Source organism: Methanosarcina sp. KYL-1 (assembly GCF_024372725.1).
Taxonomy (GTDB): Archaea; Halobacteriota; Methanosarcinia; order Methanosarcinales; family Methanosarcinaceae; genus Methanosarcina.
In genome coordinates, this window is sequence record NZ_VOUA01000034.1 from 25,115 (window position 1) to 41,113 (window position 15,999).

11 protein-coding genes are annotated in these 15,999 nt (G+C 46.1%); 6 read left to right on the forward strand and 5 right to left on the reverse strand.

Going from position 1 to position 15,999, the window contains the following annotated elements; all coding sequences use genetic code 11:
* The first annotated feature begins 196 nt into the window (after positions 1-196).
* Complete coding sequence (locus tag FTO70_RS16105) at positions 197-2,551, forward strand: hypothetical protein (RefSeq protein ID WP_255336788.1); 2,355 nt, start codon at positions 197-199, stop codon at positions 2,549-2,551.
* 155 nt (positions 2,552-2,706) lie between these two features.
* Here the strand turns inward: FTO70_RS16105 and FTO70_RS16110 are convergent, their stop codons facing one another.
* The 4 genes from FTO70_RS16110 to FTO70_RS16125 form a co-directional block, all read right to left on the reverse strand.
* The gene (locus FTO70_RS16110; protein ID WP_255336789.1) at positions 2,707-3,789 is read right to left on the reverse strand and encodes a hypothetical protein; all 1,083 of its coding nucleotides are present in this window, start codon (positions 3,787-3,789) and stop codon (positions 2,707-2,709) included.
* A 306-nt stretch (positions 3,790-4,095) separates the two neighbouring features.
* The gene (locus FTO70_RS16115) at positions 4,096-4,773 is read right to left on the reverse strand and encodes a DUF72 domain-containing protein (RefSeq protein WP_255336790.1); all 678 of its coding nucleotides are present in this window, start codon (positions 4,771-4,773) and stop codon (positions 4,096-4,098) included.
* Positions 4,774-5,008: 235 nt separating this feature from the next.
* Entirely contained in the window at positions 5,009-5,464 is a 456-nt protein-coding gene (locus FTO70_RS16120) for a DUF3795 domain-containing protein (RefSeq protein WP_255336791.1), read from the reverse strand.
* 755 nt (positions 5,465-6,219) lie between these two features.
* Positions 6,220-6,903, reverse strand: coding sequence for a M23 family metallopeptidase (locus FTO70_RS16125; RefSeq protein WP_255336792.1), 684 nt, complete (start codon positions 6,901-6,903; stop codon positions 6,220-6,222).
* Positions 6,904-7,276: 373 nt separating this feature from the next.
* On the opposite strand from FTO70_RS16125, the gene FTO70_RS16130 reads away from it, so the two are divergent.
* From FTO70_RS16130 to FTO70_RS16140, 3 genes are all read left to right on the forward strand, one after another.
* Positions 7,277-7,828 carry a hypothetical protein gene (locus FTO70_RS16130; RefSeq protein WP_255336793.1) on the forward strand — a complete coding sequence of 184 codons (552 nt, stop codon included), beginning with the start codon at positions 7,277-7,279 and terminating at the stop codon, positions 7,826-7,828.
* Between the two features lie 174 nt (positions 7,829-8,002).
* Positions 8,003-10,453 carry a carboxypeptidase-like regulatory domain-containing protein gene (locus FTO70_RS16135; protein ID WP_255336794.1) on the forward strand — a complete coding sequence of 817 codons (2,451 nt, stop codon included), beginning with the start codon at positions 8,003-8,005 and terminating at the stop codon, positions 10,451-10,453.
* Between the two features lie 1,417 nt (positions 10,454-11,870).
* A complete protein-coding gene (locus tag FTO70_RS16140) occupies positions 11,871-12,221 on the forward strand; it encodes a DUF2173 family protein (RefSeq protein WP_255336795.1) in 351 nt (116 codons plus the stop codon).
* A 212-nt stretch (positions 12,222-12,433) separates the two neighbouring features.
* Here the strand turns inward: FTO70_RS16140 and FTO70_RS16145 are convergent, their stop codons facing one another.
* Positions 12,434-14,416 (reverse strand): histidine kinase dimerization/phosphoacceptor domain -containing protein, encoded by a 1,983-nt coding sequence (locus FTO70_RS16145; protein WP_255336796.1) that lies wholly within the window; start codon positions 14,414-14,416, stop codon positions 12,434-12,436.
* 422 nt (positions 14,417-14,838) lie between these two features.
* Here FTO70_RS16145 and FTO70_RS16150 point away from each other — a divergent pair, with 422 nt between their 5' ends.
* A complete protein-coding gene (locus FTO70_RS16150) occupies positions 14,839-15,276 on the forward strand; it encodes a hypothetical protein (RefSeq protein WP_255336797.1) in 438 nt (145 codons plus the stop codon).
* A gap of 325 nt (positions 15,277-15,601) precedes the next feature.
* On the forward strand, positions 15,602-15,814 hold the full coding sequence (locus FTO70_RS16155) for a hypothetical protein (RefSeq protein WP_255336798.1): 213 nt from the start codon (positions 15,602-15,604) through the stop codon (positions 15,812-15,814).
* Positions 15,815-15,999: the final 185 nt, after the last annotated feature.

Below are 15,999 nucleotides of genomic sequence, written 5' to 3' on the forward strand. Positions count from 1 at the left end.
AAATCCAACTTATTCATCAATAAATTAAATTTTTAATATTCCTATTATGCTAATAATATTTTATTTATATTTTTTAAATTAATATTCATTTATAAATATCTATATTTTAATATTAATTATAAAATTTGACTTTTTTTAAGCATGTTTTTTTATAGAATAAGTATAATAGGTCTTATACGAGTAAAAAGGGGAAATGTTGGAGGGATCTACAATCAATAAACCGCTTGCGATTTCAATCGCAATTGTATTTTTATTTTGCTATGCTGCTCTTGCAGCCGATGTTGTACCTACTGATATTATGCAGCCGGGTACGCAGCCAAATGAAGTGAATTTTCTGGAATCTCCTGACAAATGTGATAACTGCCATGGGGGATATGACAAAGCCGTTGAACCTGCTTTCAACTGGCGTGGCACCATGATGGCAAACGCGGGCCGTGACCCGATTTTTTGGGCCACCCTTGCAGTTGCGGAACAGGACTTTGATGGAGCGGGGGGCCTCTGCATACGCTGCCACAGCCCCGGCGGGTGGCTTGCAGGGCATTCCGTTCCCACAGACGGGTCAGGACTGACAGCAGCGGATTCCGATGGTGTGGAGTGTGATTTTTGCCATAAGGTAACAAATCCGGACAACTCCGACCCTGTACTTATTGGCGTGCAGAATGACCCGTTTTTGGCAAATGACTTCGGAGACCCGGGTTCGGATCCTGGAAATATTACCGGATATTACGGAACCGGAATGTATGTCATGTGGAACAATCCTGACAAACTGGGACCCTATAGCGATGCCATGGCAAAGCATCGGTTTATTCAGTCCGAATTCCACCGTTCCGTTGATTTCTGCGGCACATGCCACGACGTCTCCAACCCGGCTGTGGGGGACCTTGCCCATAATAACGGGGTGCCTTTACCTCTTGCGGATGGTACTTTTAACGGGACTCCTGGCTCAGAGGTCGAAAGTAAGGCAGCTTTCAACAACTTCCCGTATGAGTACGGGATTGTGGAGAGGACCCAGAGTGAGTATAAATCAGGGCTTCTGTCCAGGACAGCGGTTTCGGATTACGAAACCCTTCCTGATGACCTCCAGGCAGGTGGTGCGATCAAGGCTGCCTATGAAAGCGCTCTTGTGGCAGGTACCGATGGAAACTATTCGGATGGCACTGTAAGATACTTCAGCTGTCAGAGCTGCCACGAGCCTCCAGTAACCGGTTACGGCGCCAATAAAGCCAGAACTCCTCTCAGGTCAGACCTGCCGCTTCATGACATGACAGGTGGCAATTACTGGGTACCGGATGTGATCCAGTATCTGGATGGCCAGGGACAGCTCAGGCTCGGTGGAGGGCTTACAAGTACCCAGAACGAAGCAATAAATGCCGGGAAGATCAGGGCTGAGGAACAGCTCAAAAAGGCAGCCGTCCTGGAAGTGACCGACGATACCCTGAAAGTCATAAACACTGCAGGGCACAAACTCATCACCGGTTATCCCGAAGGGCGCCGGATGTGGGTGAATATCAAGTGGTATGATGCGGACGATAAAATTGTGGGGGAAGACGGAGAATACGGTCCTGTCCAGCTCGAGATGGACATTAATGGCGACGGGGAAATCAACGAGATGGACAAAGTTGATACCATCCTGAACCTCAAGGGTGAAAACACCAAAATATACGAGAGTCACCCCGCCATGACAAAGGAATGGGCTGTACAACTCATAGCTCTTGGTTATCCAGGAACTCTGCCATTGAGCTACGACCGTCTTACGGGTGCTCCGTATAAGACACTAGGATGGCTTGCTAACGAATCTGATGGAACCACCTACAAGACATTCCACTTTGTCCTGAACAATGCAATGGAGATGGATAACCGCATCCCACCCTACGGGATGAGCTACAATGAGACAAAACTCAGAAATGCGCTTCCGGTCCCGGAAGATCAGTATGGAAACCCCGGACCTGGAGGGGAGTACAATTACTGGGACGAGATAACCCTGAACCCTCCGGCTGATGCTGTAAGAGCGGATATACAACTCCTTTACCAGCCCACCAGCTGGGAGTATGTCCAGTTCCTTTATCTTGCCAATGACGGATCAAATAATTTCCTGGGCGGTGAAGGAAAGAAGCTACTGGATGCCTGGTTGAATAACGGTATGGCAGAGCCCTATGAGATGGCAAATGCAACGTGGACCGCTTCGCCATTACCTCCGGTTTCCGGGCTCGTGGTCAGTGAGCTGGTGACGTTATCCGTTGACAGGAAGGGCAATCCTGCCGAGCAAAGCGATACTTTTGCTCTAAAGGATACTGTGGGCATAAGAGTTGAGATAGAGGATTCTACAGGCTCGCCAATTTCAGGTTCCGCCGTTTTCCTGAGCATCCTTGACCCTGAAGGCAAAGAAGTAGCTTCGCTCCAGGGGCTTACTGATGAAAACGGGCAGGTTGTTATTACGTGGAAAACTTCAAATAAACAGGGGGCAGGTGAGTACACCGTTGATGTGACCGATGTGGTTATGGACGGATACGAGTATAATTCAGAGAAAATTGCGACCTTTAATATCCGGTGACAAGCTCTCTTAAAAACAGGATTTTGACTGAAAAAGAACCATGGTAAAGAGGGGAAATTTTTCCCCTCCTCTCTCTTTTTTGAAACGTAATTCTTAGGAATTCGGTCTTTTTTCCAGTAAGAAGGCAATATCGAATGATGTGTTTTTTTCTTTGTTTACCAGGCCCCGTTGTTTTTCAGGGTAGCCAGGATATTCGTGAACTCGTTGTTGAACTTGCATTTCCTGAAATCAGGGGCATCCAGGATGTTTTTCTGTATTGCCTGCAGGGCGATCATGAGGCTCATGTCGTTGCTGTATTCGAATTCATCTTCGGGCAGGGTGATGTTCTCTACAAGAATTTCCAGGAACTTCGGGTCAAGGTCTTTTGTGAGGTAGATATCGAGGATAAGGAGGTCTGCTATTCGTTTGTAGAAGTCGATCAGGTTCTGGTAGCAGGGCAGGGAACAGACACTTGTCGTTTGCTTCTGACCGTTCAGGTAAATGAGGTAGCGGGAGATTGTGCTTATCAGGGTTTCCGTGGTCGCGTCTGCCGGGAAGGTGATCGGGAACCTTTTGAGCATTTTAGGGTAAAGCCCTCCGTTGTTCCTCATTTTTTCCCGGGTCCAGATCTCGGGAAAAACCCTTGAAACGGAGGAGTTGAGGACGGCAGTGACATAATGGTACATTGCCGGGTCCCCGAGGACGACTCCTACGCCTTCCGCAAACACATGGTTTCCGGCTGCATCGTATGAAGCCTGCAGGCGGTAGTGGTCAGTAACGACGATTTTAGGCGTGTTGATGTACTCCAGGAACTTTTCTTCTTCCAGGCGGTAACAATCAGCTGAATCGAGCTCTTCATCCCCGGACTGGTGCCTGGTTTTTATTTCCAGAAGCCTTTTGTAAGCCAGCGGAAACCTTGCTTCCAGGTCCCCGGGCTGGATAATCCGGTACTCTTTTCGGATGCCGGTGCCAGGGATATCATAAGGCAGCATGAAGCGGTATTGAGTGGGGCGGATGGCGAATTCGTTGGAAAGGGCTCCGTCCATATAAGGGTACATCAATTCATGCTCGATGTTCACGTTTCTATACAGCTTCCTGCAGACATAGGTTGCTTCAGAGTTGCTGTCCCTTGAAAGGTTCACCCGGTGCAAAAAATCGTTTGTTGATGGTACGCCTTTGAAGATCTCTACTGAGATGTCCTCCAGTGTGCGCGGGATTTTGGCGAGCCTTTCTACAATGTCGTCCTTGCTCCAGAACATGTTTTTCCCACTCTTGATTTATATATATTATAAGTTATTTTTTGTGGACTCTCCGCCATGAACTTAATTTTGAAAAAATTCCAGTTCAGGCTCTTGCAAGTTGAATTTTGACCTGTAAAGTCCCCATGTCAATTGTGAATTGATATTCTTAATATAATAATCTTTTTATGGTTAGGGGTTTACACTTGCAGAATACCCTTTAAGTTGTTTGATAAAAACCTGAGCAAGCTGCCATGCATCCTGGATATAAAAAATCCCTGAAGCGGATTTTTAAGTCTGGAAAAAGCCCACACTCAAGTTGACAATTCAGCCCAGGACCTCGAGCATCAGTCTTGCATTTTCAAGCATGTTGTGGTCGTTATTGAAATAGACATAGGTCTTTTCAGGCCTGGAATCAAGTATTTTTCCGGCTGTTGCTTCCAGTTCATCCCTTGAATAGTTGTAGCGGTACCAGTCTTTTCTCCCATGCATCCTCAGGTATACAATTTTTCCGGGAAAGACCCGGTCCCGGTAATCGGGGGAGTCCACGGATACGAGTGTTACTTTTTCAGCAAGTCCGGAGCACAGCCCGTCGTTTCCAAGCATCTCCCTGTTCCTTATTTCAAACGCAAACCTCTCCCCGAGGCCCGCAGCTTCCGCAAACTGCAGTACCTTTTCTACATCATCAAATCCGGGCGGCGCCTGGAAGAGGTAGAAATCGATGAGTGGGTCCAGGGGTTCGAAACGTTCCCTGAAATTTTTCCAGATCTCAAAGGCCCTTTCATTAAATCTGTGCCTGTGGGTTATTGCCCTGTGGACCTTGACACTCCACCGCAGCCCGGCTCCTTTTACTGCCCAGCTCTTTACCTGGTCTGGGAAGGGAAAACGGTAAAAGCTTGCATTAAGTTCAACGGTATTCAGTCCGGAATTCCTTGTGAACCAGTCCAGGTTTTTCTCCTCGTTCCACTCGTAGTACCAGCCGCATGTACCGACAAAAACTTCCATTGAATTGTCCCCACATATTATTGTCCCTTATTGTCCCTTTCTACCCTGTTATTGCCTCAAACCGCTTTATTGTTGTCCCCTCCTCACCATTGTCTTCATCTACCCATTGTTAGTCCCATTCCTGCCTCTCCGTAAATAGTAACAATTTTTGATTACGTGAAAGGCTTCAAGTTTTTCAATTTCCGCACCTACTGCAGATAATATTTCAGGCAGTCTTTTGTGGCAGTTACCAGTATTATTCTTGCCAGTTATAGAAAGGACTGCGTCTCCTGCTCCATCCTTCCAGTCCACGTTCCCTTATTTCCTTCAGGTTGTGCATCACTGCGTCTCCACAGCGGGGTTTCAGGAACTCGAATTTCTCACAGTTTTTAAAATCGCCACATTCCCAGCAGCCCTCGTACCCTTTCTCCTTGCAGCATACGATAACCCGGCAGGGCTCTGCACTGCATCCCCCTCCAGTTCTGCAGCCTTCAGAGCAGGAATGCCGGATAAGGGCTTCCAGTACTTCCATAAATGCATCATAGTGCTGAAACTCAGAGCCAAAAGGGCTTTTTACGCTTGTGTAGCTCTGAAAATCCGCCTTTTCAAGTTCCTCTTTCAACTGTCCCGCAAGCTTGCTGTGCCTGTTCCGGAAATGGATGCAATCGGCGCAGTAGAGTCCGCAGTAAGCTGTGAGTTCCTTTTCCTGCATGGGAAAAAATTTGATTTCTTTTTATAAATAGTTCATTGATTCCGGATTTATACAGCAAAGCATATTGAAATTTCAATCCTTATGGCATTTCAATCCTTATGGATTTCAATCCTTATGGCATTTCAATCCTTATGGATGGGTTTAACCATAGAATGCAGCTGTAATCCTTTCATTCATCCAAAAAAACCTTTTTTCGATTTTATTTTCCATAAAGTATATTGATATGACTAAAAAAGTTATTTTCGTGAACGAAAAAATGTATTTTCATGTTTAAAAAGGGCATTCTGATAACTAATATTCATGTATGTCAAAAAAATCAATCCTGATCTGTGAAATTTTCAGGGTTTGTGTTGTATAATATACACATTTGAAATCATATTATTTAATAATTTGAATACATTTATTTAATGTTTCCTTCTTCGTAGATGGTACACTATTTGACACAAAAACCATTAAAAACACATAGCAGAAACTGTCAAAATATATTTATCAAATTTATGTAAAATTTTAGAATACTTTTTGAAATATTTTATAGGTCCTGCGTTTTTCCGGACTTTTCCTTCCATTTGTGAATAAATGATAAGTGTCCTGGGAATTTGCATATGAAAATCCCGGATTTTTCCTGCAGCTTTCCGCAAAATGACCAAAAATCAGTTAAATGGATTAAATCGGAAAAACAATAAATCAGGAAAACAATAAATCGGGAAAACAATAAATCGGGAAAACAATAAATCGGGAAAAGGACCCTTGCTTTCTTAAGATTTGCTCTCCGGACCGCCGCTGTCCGTTCCTTTCTTAACCTTTTTTCCCGCCTTCTGTGTACCGGATTCCGTCTGTGTACTGGACACCGTAATCGATTCTGTAGTCGATTCTGTGGTAGATTCTGTACCGTACTCCGTAATGTACTCCAGATATTCTGTCGGGTCCAGCAGGTTTTCGGGCTTTTCTTCGGAAAACCAGTTGCCTCCCAGGTATTTTTCGTATGAGGTGATGGGCTTTTCTCTCCATAATTCAAAATGGAGCATGCACGGGTTTTTGTTTTTCAATTTCCGGATGTAGGGGGGACAGGACTCGTCTATTTTCCTGCAGTTGAGGACCGTTCCCACGTACCCGATAAGCTGTCCGGCCTCGATTCGATCCCCCTGCTGAACTGCATATTTTCCAAGTTCCCCATATTTGCAGAAGAGCCCGGAAAGGTTTTCAATGATCACATAGTATGTTTGGTTCCAGTAGGGCAGGATTTCCGGGGAGGTCATGAGGCCGGTTTCCATGACTGTTCCTGCTTCAATTGAAACGACCCCGGTGTTTTCCGGGGCATAAAGGTCGACTCCGCAGTGCCTTCTATCGTCCCTCTCTTCCCAGAAGGAACCGGGTTCGCCTTTTCCCGGAACTTTCTCCCTGTATGCCGTATCAGAAATATTCAAAGGCCATTTTTTCATCAGGTTTCAGTCTGCGGGGGAGTTAAAAAAGCTTTCTTTGCACGCCGGGAATTTCAAATATTTTTCCAATATATCCATAAGTTGGACATTATACTGCAGTATTTTTTTGTCGACATTTCCCGGGAAAAATTAAAAAATTTATTTATGTATTTAAAAAGAGTATTTTCTGAAAATTGATCCGTTCGGGTTTCGAAGGGTAAAAAGAAGATTACATCGTCGAACAAAACTTAGTATTTCTAAAATGAGGCGATCAATCCCTTTTAGTCAAAATTTTTTGTGAGTATACTTGCAAAGTTTATATCCTTATTTGTGACATATCCATCTAAGTTATTAAAAATAATTAAAAAAATTATTTGAAAAATGGTGGAGAAAAATGAAAAAGTTCCTTGTTTCACTTTTGTTATTTATTTTACTTTCATCTCCTGCAGCAGCCGAGGACAGGGTCAGGATCGAGATGCCTGACAATGTAGCTTCGGGAGAGGCTTTCAAGGTTGTGCTTGTGATTGATGACCCCCAGATGAGGGAGCTTGCAAATACGGTTGTGGTCCGGACCGAAGGGAGAGGGGACATTACCCTCAGGAGGCCCGGGGATGAGTACGAGCCTTTCGAGATCCCTTATTCGGGAGAAGAACGGATCACCTTTGATGCCGTCATGTTTTCAGGCATGTTTGACGGGGACGAGGAGTGCACGCTCAGCTTCCAGTTCCTGGGAGATGTAGATAAGATGATGGAAAAGTACCCGGGGCTGAACACCTATACTTCCGACCTCGGGAGGGTCTCCAAAAAAATAAGGGCATCTCCCGTGAGTTTCTCGGTTGAGCTTCCGGAAACTCCGGAAGGGAAGTTTGAGTTCGAGCACTGGGACAAGGTGACTTTCGTTCCGGTCTTCAGGTATATCGATATGAGCAGCGACTATTATGCCTAGCTCAAGGGCTATCGGGGCGACATAGGAAGGAGCATATGTTATGTCCCTGAGCCGAACGCCCTTATAGCCAGGTCTATCCCGAAAGATTACCTTGACAACCCTCCTGAAGGCACGGAAGTCCATAAGCACGGCTACGGCACCTTCGGGGCAGAGGGCAGTTCCGAGGGGTATTACATGCTCACAACGACAAAGGGGATTGCCTGGCAGGAATCGGACTCAGAGACCGGGGAGAAAATCAATATCTACGACCTTACGGTTTCCTACAGTTACGAGGTCCTTGTAAACGATTTCCAGTATTATGCCGGAACGATCTTCAAGACCATGCGGGTCAAGGAGTCAGAGCTCGATTCCCGGATAGAAGATACCGTGGAGGAATTCCACAAAATCGTGCTGAGCCAGAAGTACACTCCCATCTCCATGGGAAGCGGCTCTTACCCCTCGGTCTATGAACCCCAGCTGCCTGCTTCTGACCAGCAGACTATCTACATCTGGGGAACGGTTGCCGATGCCGACGGAAACCCCATGCCCTTTGTCGAGCTGCAGGCAAATATCAAAGGGGAGGAGCTCAAGGGCAGGACCGATGAGAACGGGGACTTCCGGATTCCAGTAACCCTAGAACTGAAAGAGGACGAAAACGACGTCAAGGTCGATTTCTGGGTCATTTTCTCCTACGAAAGGAACGGGAAGAACTATTTCAGGGTACATGACAGGGCGAGCGGAAATGGGATGAATGGAAATGACTACAAAATGGTCTGGTTTTACAGCGAACTGAGGCTGCTTGATAAGCAGAACGTGGAAGTGCACCTTGTGCTTGACGGCTCCCAGAACCCGAAGCATGCGAGCAGCACGGGGCAGCTGGCTGACATAAAGAGCCTCTCGGTCATATATTCCCACATGCACGAGGCTGTGGACTTTGCCCTTACAGTTCTTGAGACCGACCCCGACTACAAGCTGCCTGTGGATGTCTATGTGGGGAACACCAACGATGACACTCTTTACTCCCCTGGCAGCTCCCATATCCTTATTTCGGAAAACGACGCCGGTTATTCAAACTCCAACCGCCCGAAGAACCGGGAGTACCATGAGTTTGCTCACCACATAATGTACGCCACTTACGGGGGCTGGTCTAAGGGGAGCAGCGCGGCAGGTACGGTTAACCACGACGGTTTCCTGAATCCGAATACGGGTGACTCCTATGAGGAAGGGTTTGCCGAGTTCATGGCCCTTGCGATGTCCGACAGGTACGGAGACACCAACCCTGCCGACGGCAGAGGGACAAAAACCGACATCTACGCCTCTTTCGGGAGCCTTGAAAACAACTATCACCCCTGGGACTCCAGAGGCTATGCCGAGGAATTCGCCGTCGCATCCCTGCTCTGGGACATGTACGACAGCGACAACGACAACGGCGACTCCCTTACCATGTCCATAGACGACATCTGGGCGGTCCTCAAGGTCCAGCGCTCCGATTTCTACGAGTATTACCTGGCTTTCAGGCAGGCAAACTCGAGAAAAGCTTCCGATATTGACAAACTCTTCATCGAACACGGCTTCTATGCCGACACCACGGAAGGCAACAAACAGCGTGACCTTTTCGAAGGCTTCAGGGACGCAAACAACAACCGGCGCTACGACCGGGGAGAGTTCTACTTCGACCTTGGCTGCCTGAACGGCACAAACGAGCTCAAGTACAAACCCGGAATGACCGTAGGAAAAGCCGCAAACTACGAGCGGACAAACCGGACCTCCGCAGGCAGGATCGACGGAGCCTACCTCAAGGTCAAGGACGACGAAGTCCCCCAGTACCTGGTCAGGATCCACTACACCGAACCCGGTGCAGGCACGGACTACGAGTACGTTGTCGACGTGCGGGATGGCCTCCTCTACGTCCAGCCCCTTCCCTACGGCACCCCTGCCGAGCTCACAGTCGTGCCCTACTCGGTTGAGTACGGCGCAGAGTCCCCCTACACCATCACCAGCGAAGAACTCAATACGAAGCTGGAAGAGCCCGAGGAATACTTTGCAGCTCACGAGTTCGACCTGAAAAAGACAGGAGTGACCGGAGACACCCCCTACGTCACCTACAAGGGCGTCGAGCCCACCTACGCCTATGAAGGTGACCTGGGAACGGAAGTTGACATAAACACCGGTGACAGTGAAGAGCTCGATCTTGAAAGCAAAAGCAGCAGCGACAAGTCTCCCTTCCTCTGGCTGCTCATGCTCCCGGTCCTGGGCGGCGGAGCCTTCCTAGTCCTTAAAAAGAAAATAAACGGAAAGTCCACTGCAAAAGGTCCCGGGGGTTCCGGCAAATCCGGAGGAGCCGGTTCCGTCAGCAATTCCGGCAGCAGTAACGGCAACAAAATTGGCTCCGCTAAAAATTCCTTTAAGGCAGCCTCCATGGGAGCCGATACCTTTGCCCGCAAAGAAGCCCGCGACCTCAAGGAAAAAGGCGTCCCCGTCCTGAAGGAAGCCGGTAAAATGGCTGCAGAGTTAACCGCCAAAGGCGCAGATACTCTCATTCAGAAGACCGGAGAAGGCATCGAAAAAGCAAAACCGCACCTGAAAAAGGCACAGGAAGATATGGTTAAGAAGATTGAAGATGTGAAGGAGAAAAAGGGGAAGTGAAAATTCCCTTCTCCTCAAATTTTTCCCTTCAAACTTTTTCCTTTAACTTTTTCCTTTCCGGAATACCGGGTAATCTTACAGAAACGGGATGATACAAGCCCTCATTTTTTAATTTGCTTCTATCTGGTCCCCGCGCTCTCACCGGACGCCGAAGGCGTCCGGCCTTTTCAAAAATAAATTAAAAACAGATGAAAGAGAAAACATGATGACAAAATACCAGATTACTCGCTTATAGGCATTGGTGAAAACAAATTTCTGCACCTTATTTCGGCCCTTTCTAAGTCTTTTTTATCGGCTATCGCTAGCTCTAAACCCCTTTTTGTCTTTGATTCCTCTTCTTTTAGATTTCAATCAAGGAAAGGCCGCCCGCTTCGCTACGCTCGCGGTCGTGAGTACGCCGGGTTCTGAGATAATCGGATTCAAAAACCCCAGTATTTCCTTTATACAAAAACAGGGAAAAGCTGGGCTGGTTAAGTGGTCGATTTTCAAAAATGAGTTCGTATATCCGTTCAGTGGACTGCAAAGGGTTACTGTTCAAACCACAGTACTGCTAAAAAATAAGTTTTCTATCGCTGTTTTTTTATACCATTACTTACATATATATAATTGGTCCATAGGGTCAGTCCCGGATGTATGAAGAAGACGTACAAAGAAGGTATGTAACTTAAATAAGGAGTAACTTAAGTAAGTAGTAACTTAACTGAGTAATGACTTAAGTAAGTATTAACTAACTGAGTACAGAACTAAACTACATTAAATTGGACCTTAAGTAAGTGAAGTAAGTAAATTAGTGAAGTAAGTAAATTAGTGAAGTAAGTAAATTAGTGAAGTAAGTAAATTAGTGAAGTAAGTAAATTAGTGAAGTAAGTAAATTAACTGAGTAAAAGAAATGACTACATTCAAAACTACATTAAATTTGGACCAGGCCCTATGGATCACCCTTAATGGGTTTTCAGTGCATTGATTCTTGGTTAAATATTTGGTTTTGGATATAATTTCTTCAATGTATATTTCTTCAGATTACCTGTTTTTCCTGTCAGTTTTATCCCGCCGGAGCTAGCGGTTTATTTTCGGTTTTCAACTCCCTTCTGCTTTACTCTCATCTTTTTTCTCCGCTTTCAAAGGTTGCATGCAGCCGCTGGTCGCATCTTGCCTGTAATTTCCGATTTTCAAGTTTTCAATTTCCTTTTTTTAATTTGATATATTTATATAATATTGTGCAAATCCTTTTAATTGCTTTATACGGAAATCAGGTTCACAGGAACTGTTATTTCACGGAACTATTTTTTGCACCTGTGGAATAGGAAAATGAGCCTGTGGACATGTGAACAGCAGTTCAAAGAATGAATTAGTAAGCCGTGAACTTTAGTTCGCAGGCAGTTACCGGTATATACCGAATTTAGTTGGGGGGAAATATATGAACAGAAAAGAGTGCAACCTATCGTTAGATGAGCTTCTGAAATTTGACGGTGTAGCAGCAGCCGGGATTTTCAGCCAGGAAGGAAAACTTGTGGAGTACAAATCAAAGACTGAAATGCCTAAAGAGATGGCTGAAATGACCGCCAAGTTTTGCGGAACCGTGAACATGGTGTTCGATACCCTGGCCAGTGCTTACACGCTGCTTTACAAGATGAATTGGGTACCTCAGCATAACTGGATGTACAGCGGCGGGGATTGGACCGTTATGATCTCAGGTACAAGGGGGATCTTTGTCGAGAGCTCAAAGGCAGATATAGAGAAACTCCTTAAGGCCCTGGGAATGTGTTAATACCCGCAATAGCAGCACCTGCAATAGCCAGCACCTGCAATAGCAAAACCTGTAATAGCAACACCTGTGATATAAACACCTGAAGCTGGCTATCCATTCCCGGGTAGCCAATCATTTTCAGGTAGACCTTCCCTTAAGAAAGGAACAGTTTTTACAACGGGAAAAGGGTTTCTGCAGAAACAATGGAAATTCAACTCCGGGATTAATGAAACTCACACCGTATCCTTTCCAGCGGCTTCCCTGAAACTTATCCTGAACTCCGTTCCTGCTGCCCCTCTTTTGAGTTCGATACTGCCCTCGATCTGCTCAACAAGGGTGTTTACGAGCTGGAGCCCGAGGGAGGAGGTGTTCCTGAAATCGATATCTTCCGGAAGGCCCACGCCGTCATCCGAAATAACCAGCAGGTACCGGGGGGTCTTGTCCTCAGGGGTGCCCTTCTCTTTCCGGTGGAGTTTGACCCGGATTTCCCCGTTTCTGCCACGTGGAAAGGCGTGTTTTAAGGAGTTGGAAATAAGTTCGTTGATGATGATCCCGAGGGGGATTGCGGTGTCCATTCCAAGGAACACTTTCTCAAGGTCCAGGCTTAAGCGGATGTCATCAGGCCCTATTTTATAGGAGTGGAGAAGTTCCGTTGCCAGTTTTCGGAGGTAGGCTGTAAAGTCAAGGGCTTCCACGTCTTCAATTCCCTCATTTTTGTACAGTTCCTCGTGGATCAGGGACATTGAAATGACGCGGTTCTGGCTGTCCTGGAAAGCCTCTTTTACCTTTTCGTCACTGAAATGTTCGGCCTGAAGGCTGAGCAGGGAGGAAATCACCTGCAGGTTGTTCTTGATCCTGTGGTGGATTTCTTTTTTGCGGATTTTCTCGGTTTTCAGGAGGGCTTTTTCTGCTTTTTTTCGTTCGGTGATATCGAGCAGTACGCCTACTATTCCTATTATGTCCCCGGCAACATTGGTATATGTGGCCTTGTGGATAAGAAAATCCCTGACTTTGCCGTCTTCGGCACACCTTATCTTTACTTCATGGGGCAGGCTTTTTCCTTCTTTTATGAGAATCCTATCAAAATGCTCCGAGGCCTTCACCATTTCCTCAGAAAACTCTTCCCTGAAATCGTACATTGAATGTCCTATTACTTTATTTTTCGGAAGGCCGAGGACGTGGCCGGCAAACTTCTCATTGCAGCCCTGATAGATGTATTCCAGGTTCCTGTAAAATACGGGAGCAGGGATTGCATCGAGAAATGCTTCCAGGAAATTTACGTTGTTTTGAAGAGCCCTCTCAACCTGCTTGCGCCCGGAAATTTCCCTGGAGAGCCTTTCGTTTGTTTTCGTAAGTTCGGAGGTCCTTTCCCTGACAAGCTCTTCAAGGTGCTCGCGGTGCTGCTTCAACTCTTCTTCTGCACGTATACGCTCTATTTTTTCTGCAAGTAAAAATGCCACGGAATTAAGAAAGTAGGCATCATCCCCGGTAAACTTCCTTTTCTTTATGCTGTGGGCTCCCAGTACCCCGAAGGGTTTTTCCAGGCTGCCTATAAGGACACTCATCCCGCTTGTCACGTCGTGTTCTTCCAAAAGTTCGGGGGCTTTGAACCGTGTTTCCTTTTCAAGGTCCTCAACGATTACGGGGACCTTTGAAAGCAGGGTATACCCGGCCTGGGATTCCTTTTTTCCCTCCACAGAGGCTTTTCCCACAAGTCCGGGTTTCCAGCCGACCCCGGCCCTGAGCAGAAAATTTCCATCGGGCAGGAGCTCAAGGATTTTGCAGTATTCGATTTTCAGGGTCCGTGCGACCAGCTTTACGGTTTCGTCCATGAAGACCTGGAGGTCCTCACAGACGAGGGCCATTCTTCCCAGCTGGTATAAAACGTCATTTTGTCTTTCCTTGATGCGGAGCTTTTCTTCCAGCTCTTTTTGCCCGCTTATATCGAATCCGTAAATGTTTACGTACCCTTCTTCCGGAAGGGGGTGAAACGTGACCAGATATGCTCTCCTTCCCACTTTAAGTTCCATTTTCTCTGGGACGTTTTGGGAAATAACTCTCTGCACAAGGTTCCCTATAACTACCGGCAGTTTTTCCCCTACATCCGCGCCCCACGTCTGAAGCAGGGGTTCACCTGCCAGGTTTGCGTAAATTACCCTTCCGTCTTTTTCCGCCCGGAGCACGGGATTTGGGTTCTTTGCCGGAAACTGTTCCATTTTTGCTCCCCCATCAAGTTGCTTCCGCTTCAATGCCGCTCACATCCCTAAGGGTAACGGTTGCAGGCCAGAATCCCATATTCTTAAATCAAGAACTTTCCTCAAACCCGCCCCTGCCTTAATAATCAGTATGAATTTAATAATCAGTATGAATAAATTATTTTCTTAAATCTGTCGGCTTCCTTCTTATCCCTATTCCTTTTATATATATTTTCACAATTATAATTTTTCACATAAGGGGCCTGAACACCTTTTCCCACCTCTACTTTAGGAAATAGGTGATTCTGAAAATTGGAGATCCTGTTTCCTCTTTGCCGGGGGTTCACCGACAGCCAGCAGAGCGTTAGCAGGAGAAAGATGTGTAAGTACAGGCGCTAAAATCCCATAGGGGATTCAGGACAGATTCAGCGGAGGGTAAAGAGATGTATCAGCGGTTTCTTTCCCCGGATTTCAAACCTTATGATCTCCTGGAACTGGCCATGGTAACCGAAAAAATCGTGACCAGGGAGGGGCCGGAAGGCCAGGAGCGAAAGTACACCGGCTTTTATTCGGTCCTGGCTTACGGAGGTGTAGCCACTGGCTTTGCCGCAGGCTGCTGTCTGCGCTGTTTCTATTGCTGGTCGAACTGGTCCGGGGACTTTCCGGAGAAGCAGGGAGAATTTTATTCTCCCGGAGAGGCTGCAAGCCGGCTTTTCAGGGCTGCCGAAGAAGGCCTTGTCCGGTACAAACGCCTAAGAAAAAGCATCCCACAGGTAAACAAGCTCCGGATCTCCGGAAGCGAGCCCACGATAGGAAAGGAGCACCTGCTGGCTGTCCTTGAGCTCGTGCAGGCTTCGGAATACCCTCTCTTTATCTCTTAAGGCGAAAAGACCCCTTCCTCAAAACCTGAGCCGCAAGGCAAAGGTTTTAGGGAGGGGTAGTTCACAGAATCGGTTGTACACTCACATGTATATCCTCCTCATATTCTACCGAGTCTGACAGGAGGTTGAATTCCGTATTCAGGAGCTACTAATTTGGGCTATATATTAAATGAATACCTATATACACTATGGAGGAAATCTATATAATTAAGGTATTTACTACTATTAATTAGCAGAAAACAACATACTGCTAAAAACACCATAAAAATACAATAAAAATACAATAAAAATACAATAAAAACACAAAAAGAGGTATAAGAACAACATGGAAAAACTTAGAAGCTTGATTGTAGAAAACGTATCAATATTCAACGAAGCATTTCCGAACAGGTTTTGCCCCAGCCCGGATGTAATTTCCGCAATATCACACGACCATCCCTTCACTTACTGCCAGGTAGAAAACGAGATCGAAAAACTGGTCCATGAAGGGGTCCTTGAACCGGAACTTTCCGATTGTTACAGGATAAAGCTTCCGTAAAAAATTACTCGAAAGTCATGTAAAGGAATTTCTTAAAACAGAATTTTCGGATTGCTCCGAATTGAATAACGTTTGAATTGAATAACGTTTGAATTGAATAACGTTTGAATTGAATAACGTTTGAATTGAATAACGTTTGAATTGAATAACGTTTGAATTGAATAACGTTTGAATTGAATAACGTT

Excerpts from the sequence above, each read along its gene's own strand:
- FTO70_RS16110 (WP_255336789.1), bottom strand. The coding sequence starts at position 3,789 with ATGTTCTGGAGCAAGGACGACATTGTAGAAAGGCTCGCCAAAATCCCG.
- FTO70_RS16115 (WP_255336790.1), bottom strand. The coding sequence starts at position 4,773 with ATGGAAGTTTTTGTCGGTACATGCGGCTGGTACTACGAGTGGAACGAG.
- FTO70_RS16120 (WP_255336791.1), bottom strand. The coding sequence starts at position 5,464 with ATGCAGGAAAAGGAACTCACAGCTTACTGCGGACTCTACTGCGCCGAT.
- FTO70_RS16125 (WP_255336792.1), bottom strand. The coding sequence starts at position 6,903 with ATGAAAAAATGGCCTTTGAATATTTCTGATACGGCATACAGGGAGAAA.
- FTO70_RS16130 (WP_255336793.1), top strand. The coding sequence starts at position 7,277 with ATGAAAAAGTTCCTTGTTTCACTTTTGTTATTTATTTTACTTTCATCT.
- FTO70_RS16135 (WP_255336794.1), top strand. The coding sequence starts at position 8,003 with ATGCTCACAACGACAAAGGGGATTGCCTGGCAGGAATCGGACTCAGAG.
- FTO70_RS16140 (WP_255336795.1), top strand. The coding sequence starts at position 11,871 with ATGAACAGAAAAGAGTGCAACCTATCGTTAGATGAGCTTCTGAAATTT.
- FTO70_RS16145 (WP_255336796.1), bottom strand. The coding sequence starts at position 14,416 with ATGGAACAGTTTCCGGCAAAGAACCCAAATCCCGTGCTCCGGGCGGAA.
- FTO70_RS16150 (WP_255336797.1), top strand. The coding sequence starts at position 14,839 with ATGTATCAGCGGTTTCTTTCCCCGGATTTCAAACCTTATGATCTCCTG.
- FTO70_RS16155 (WP_255336798.1), top strand. The coding sequence starts at position 15,602 with ATGGAAAAACTTAGAAGCTTGATTGTAGAAAACGTATCAATATTCAAC.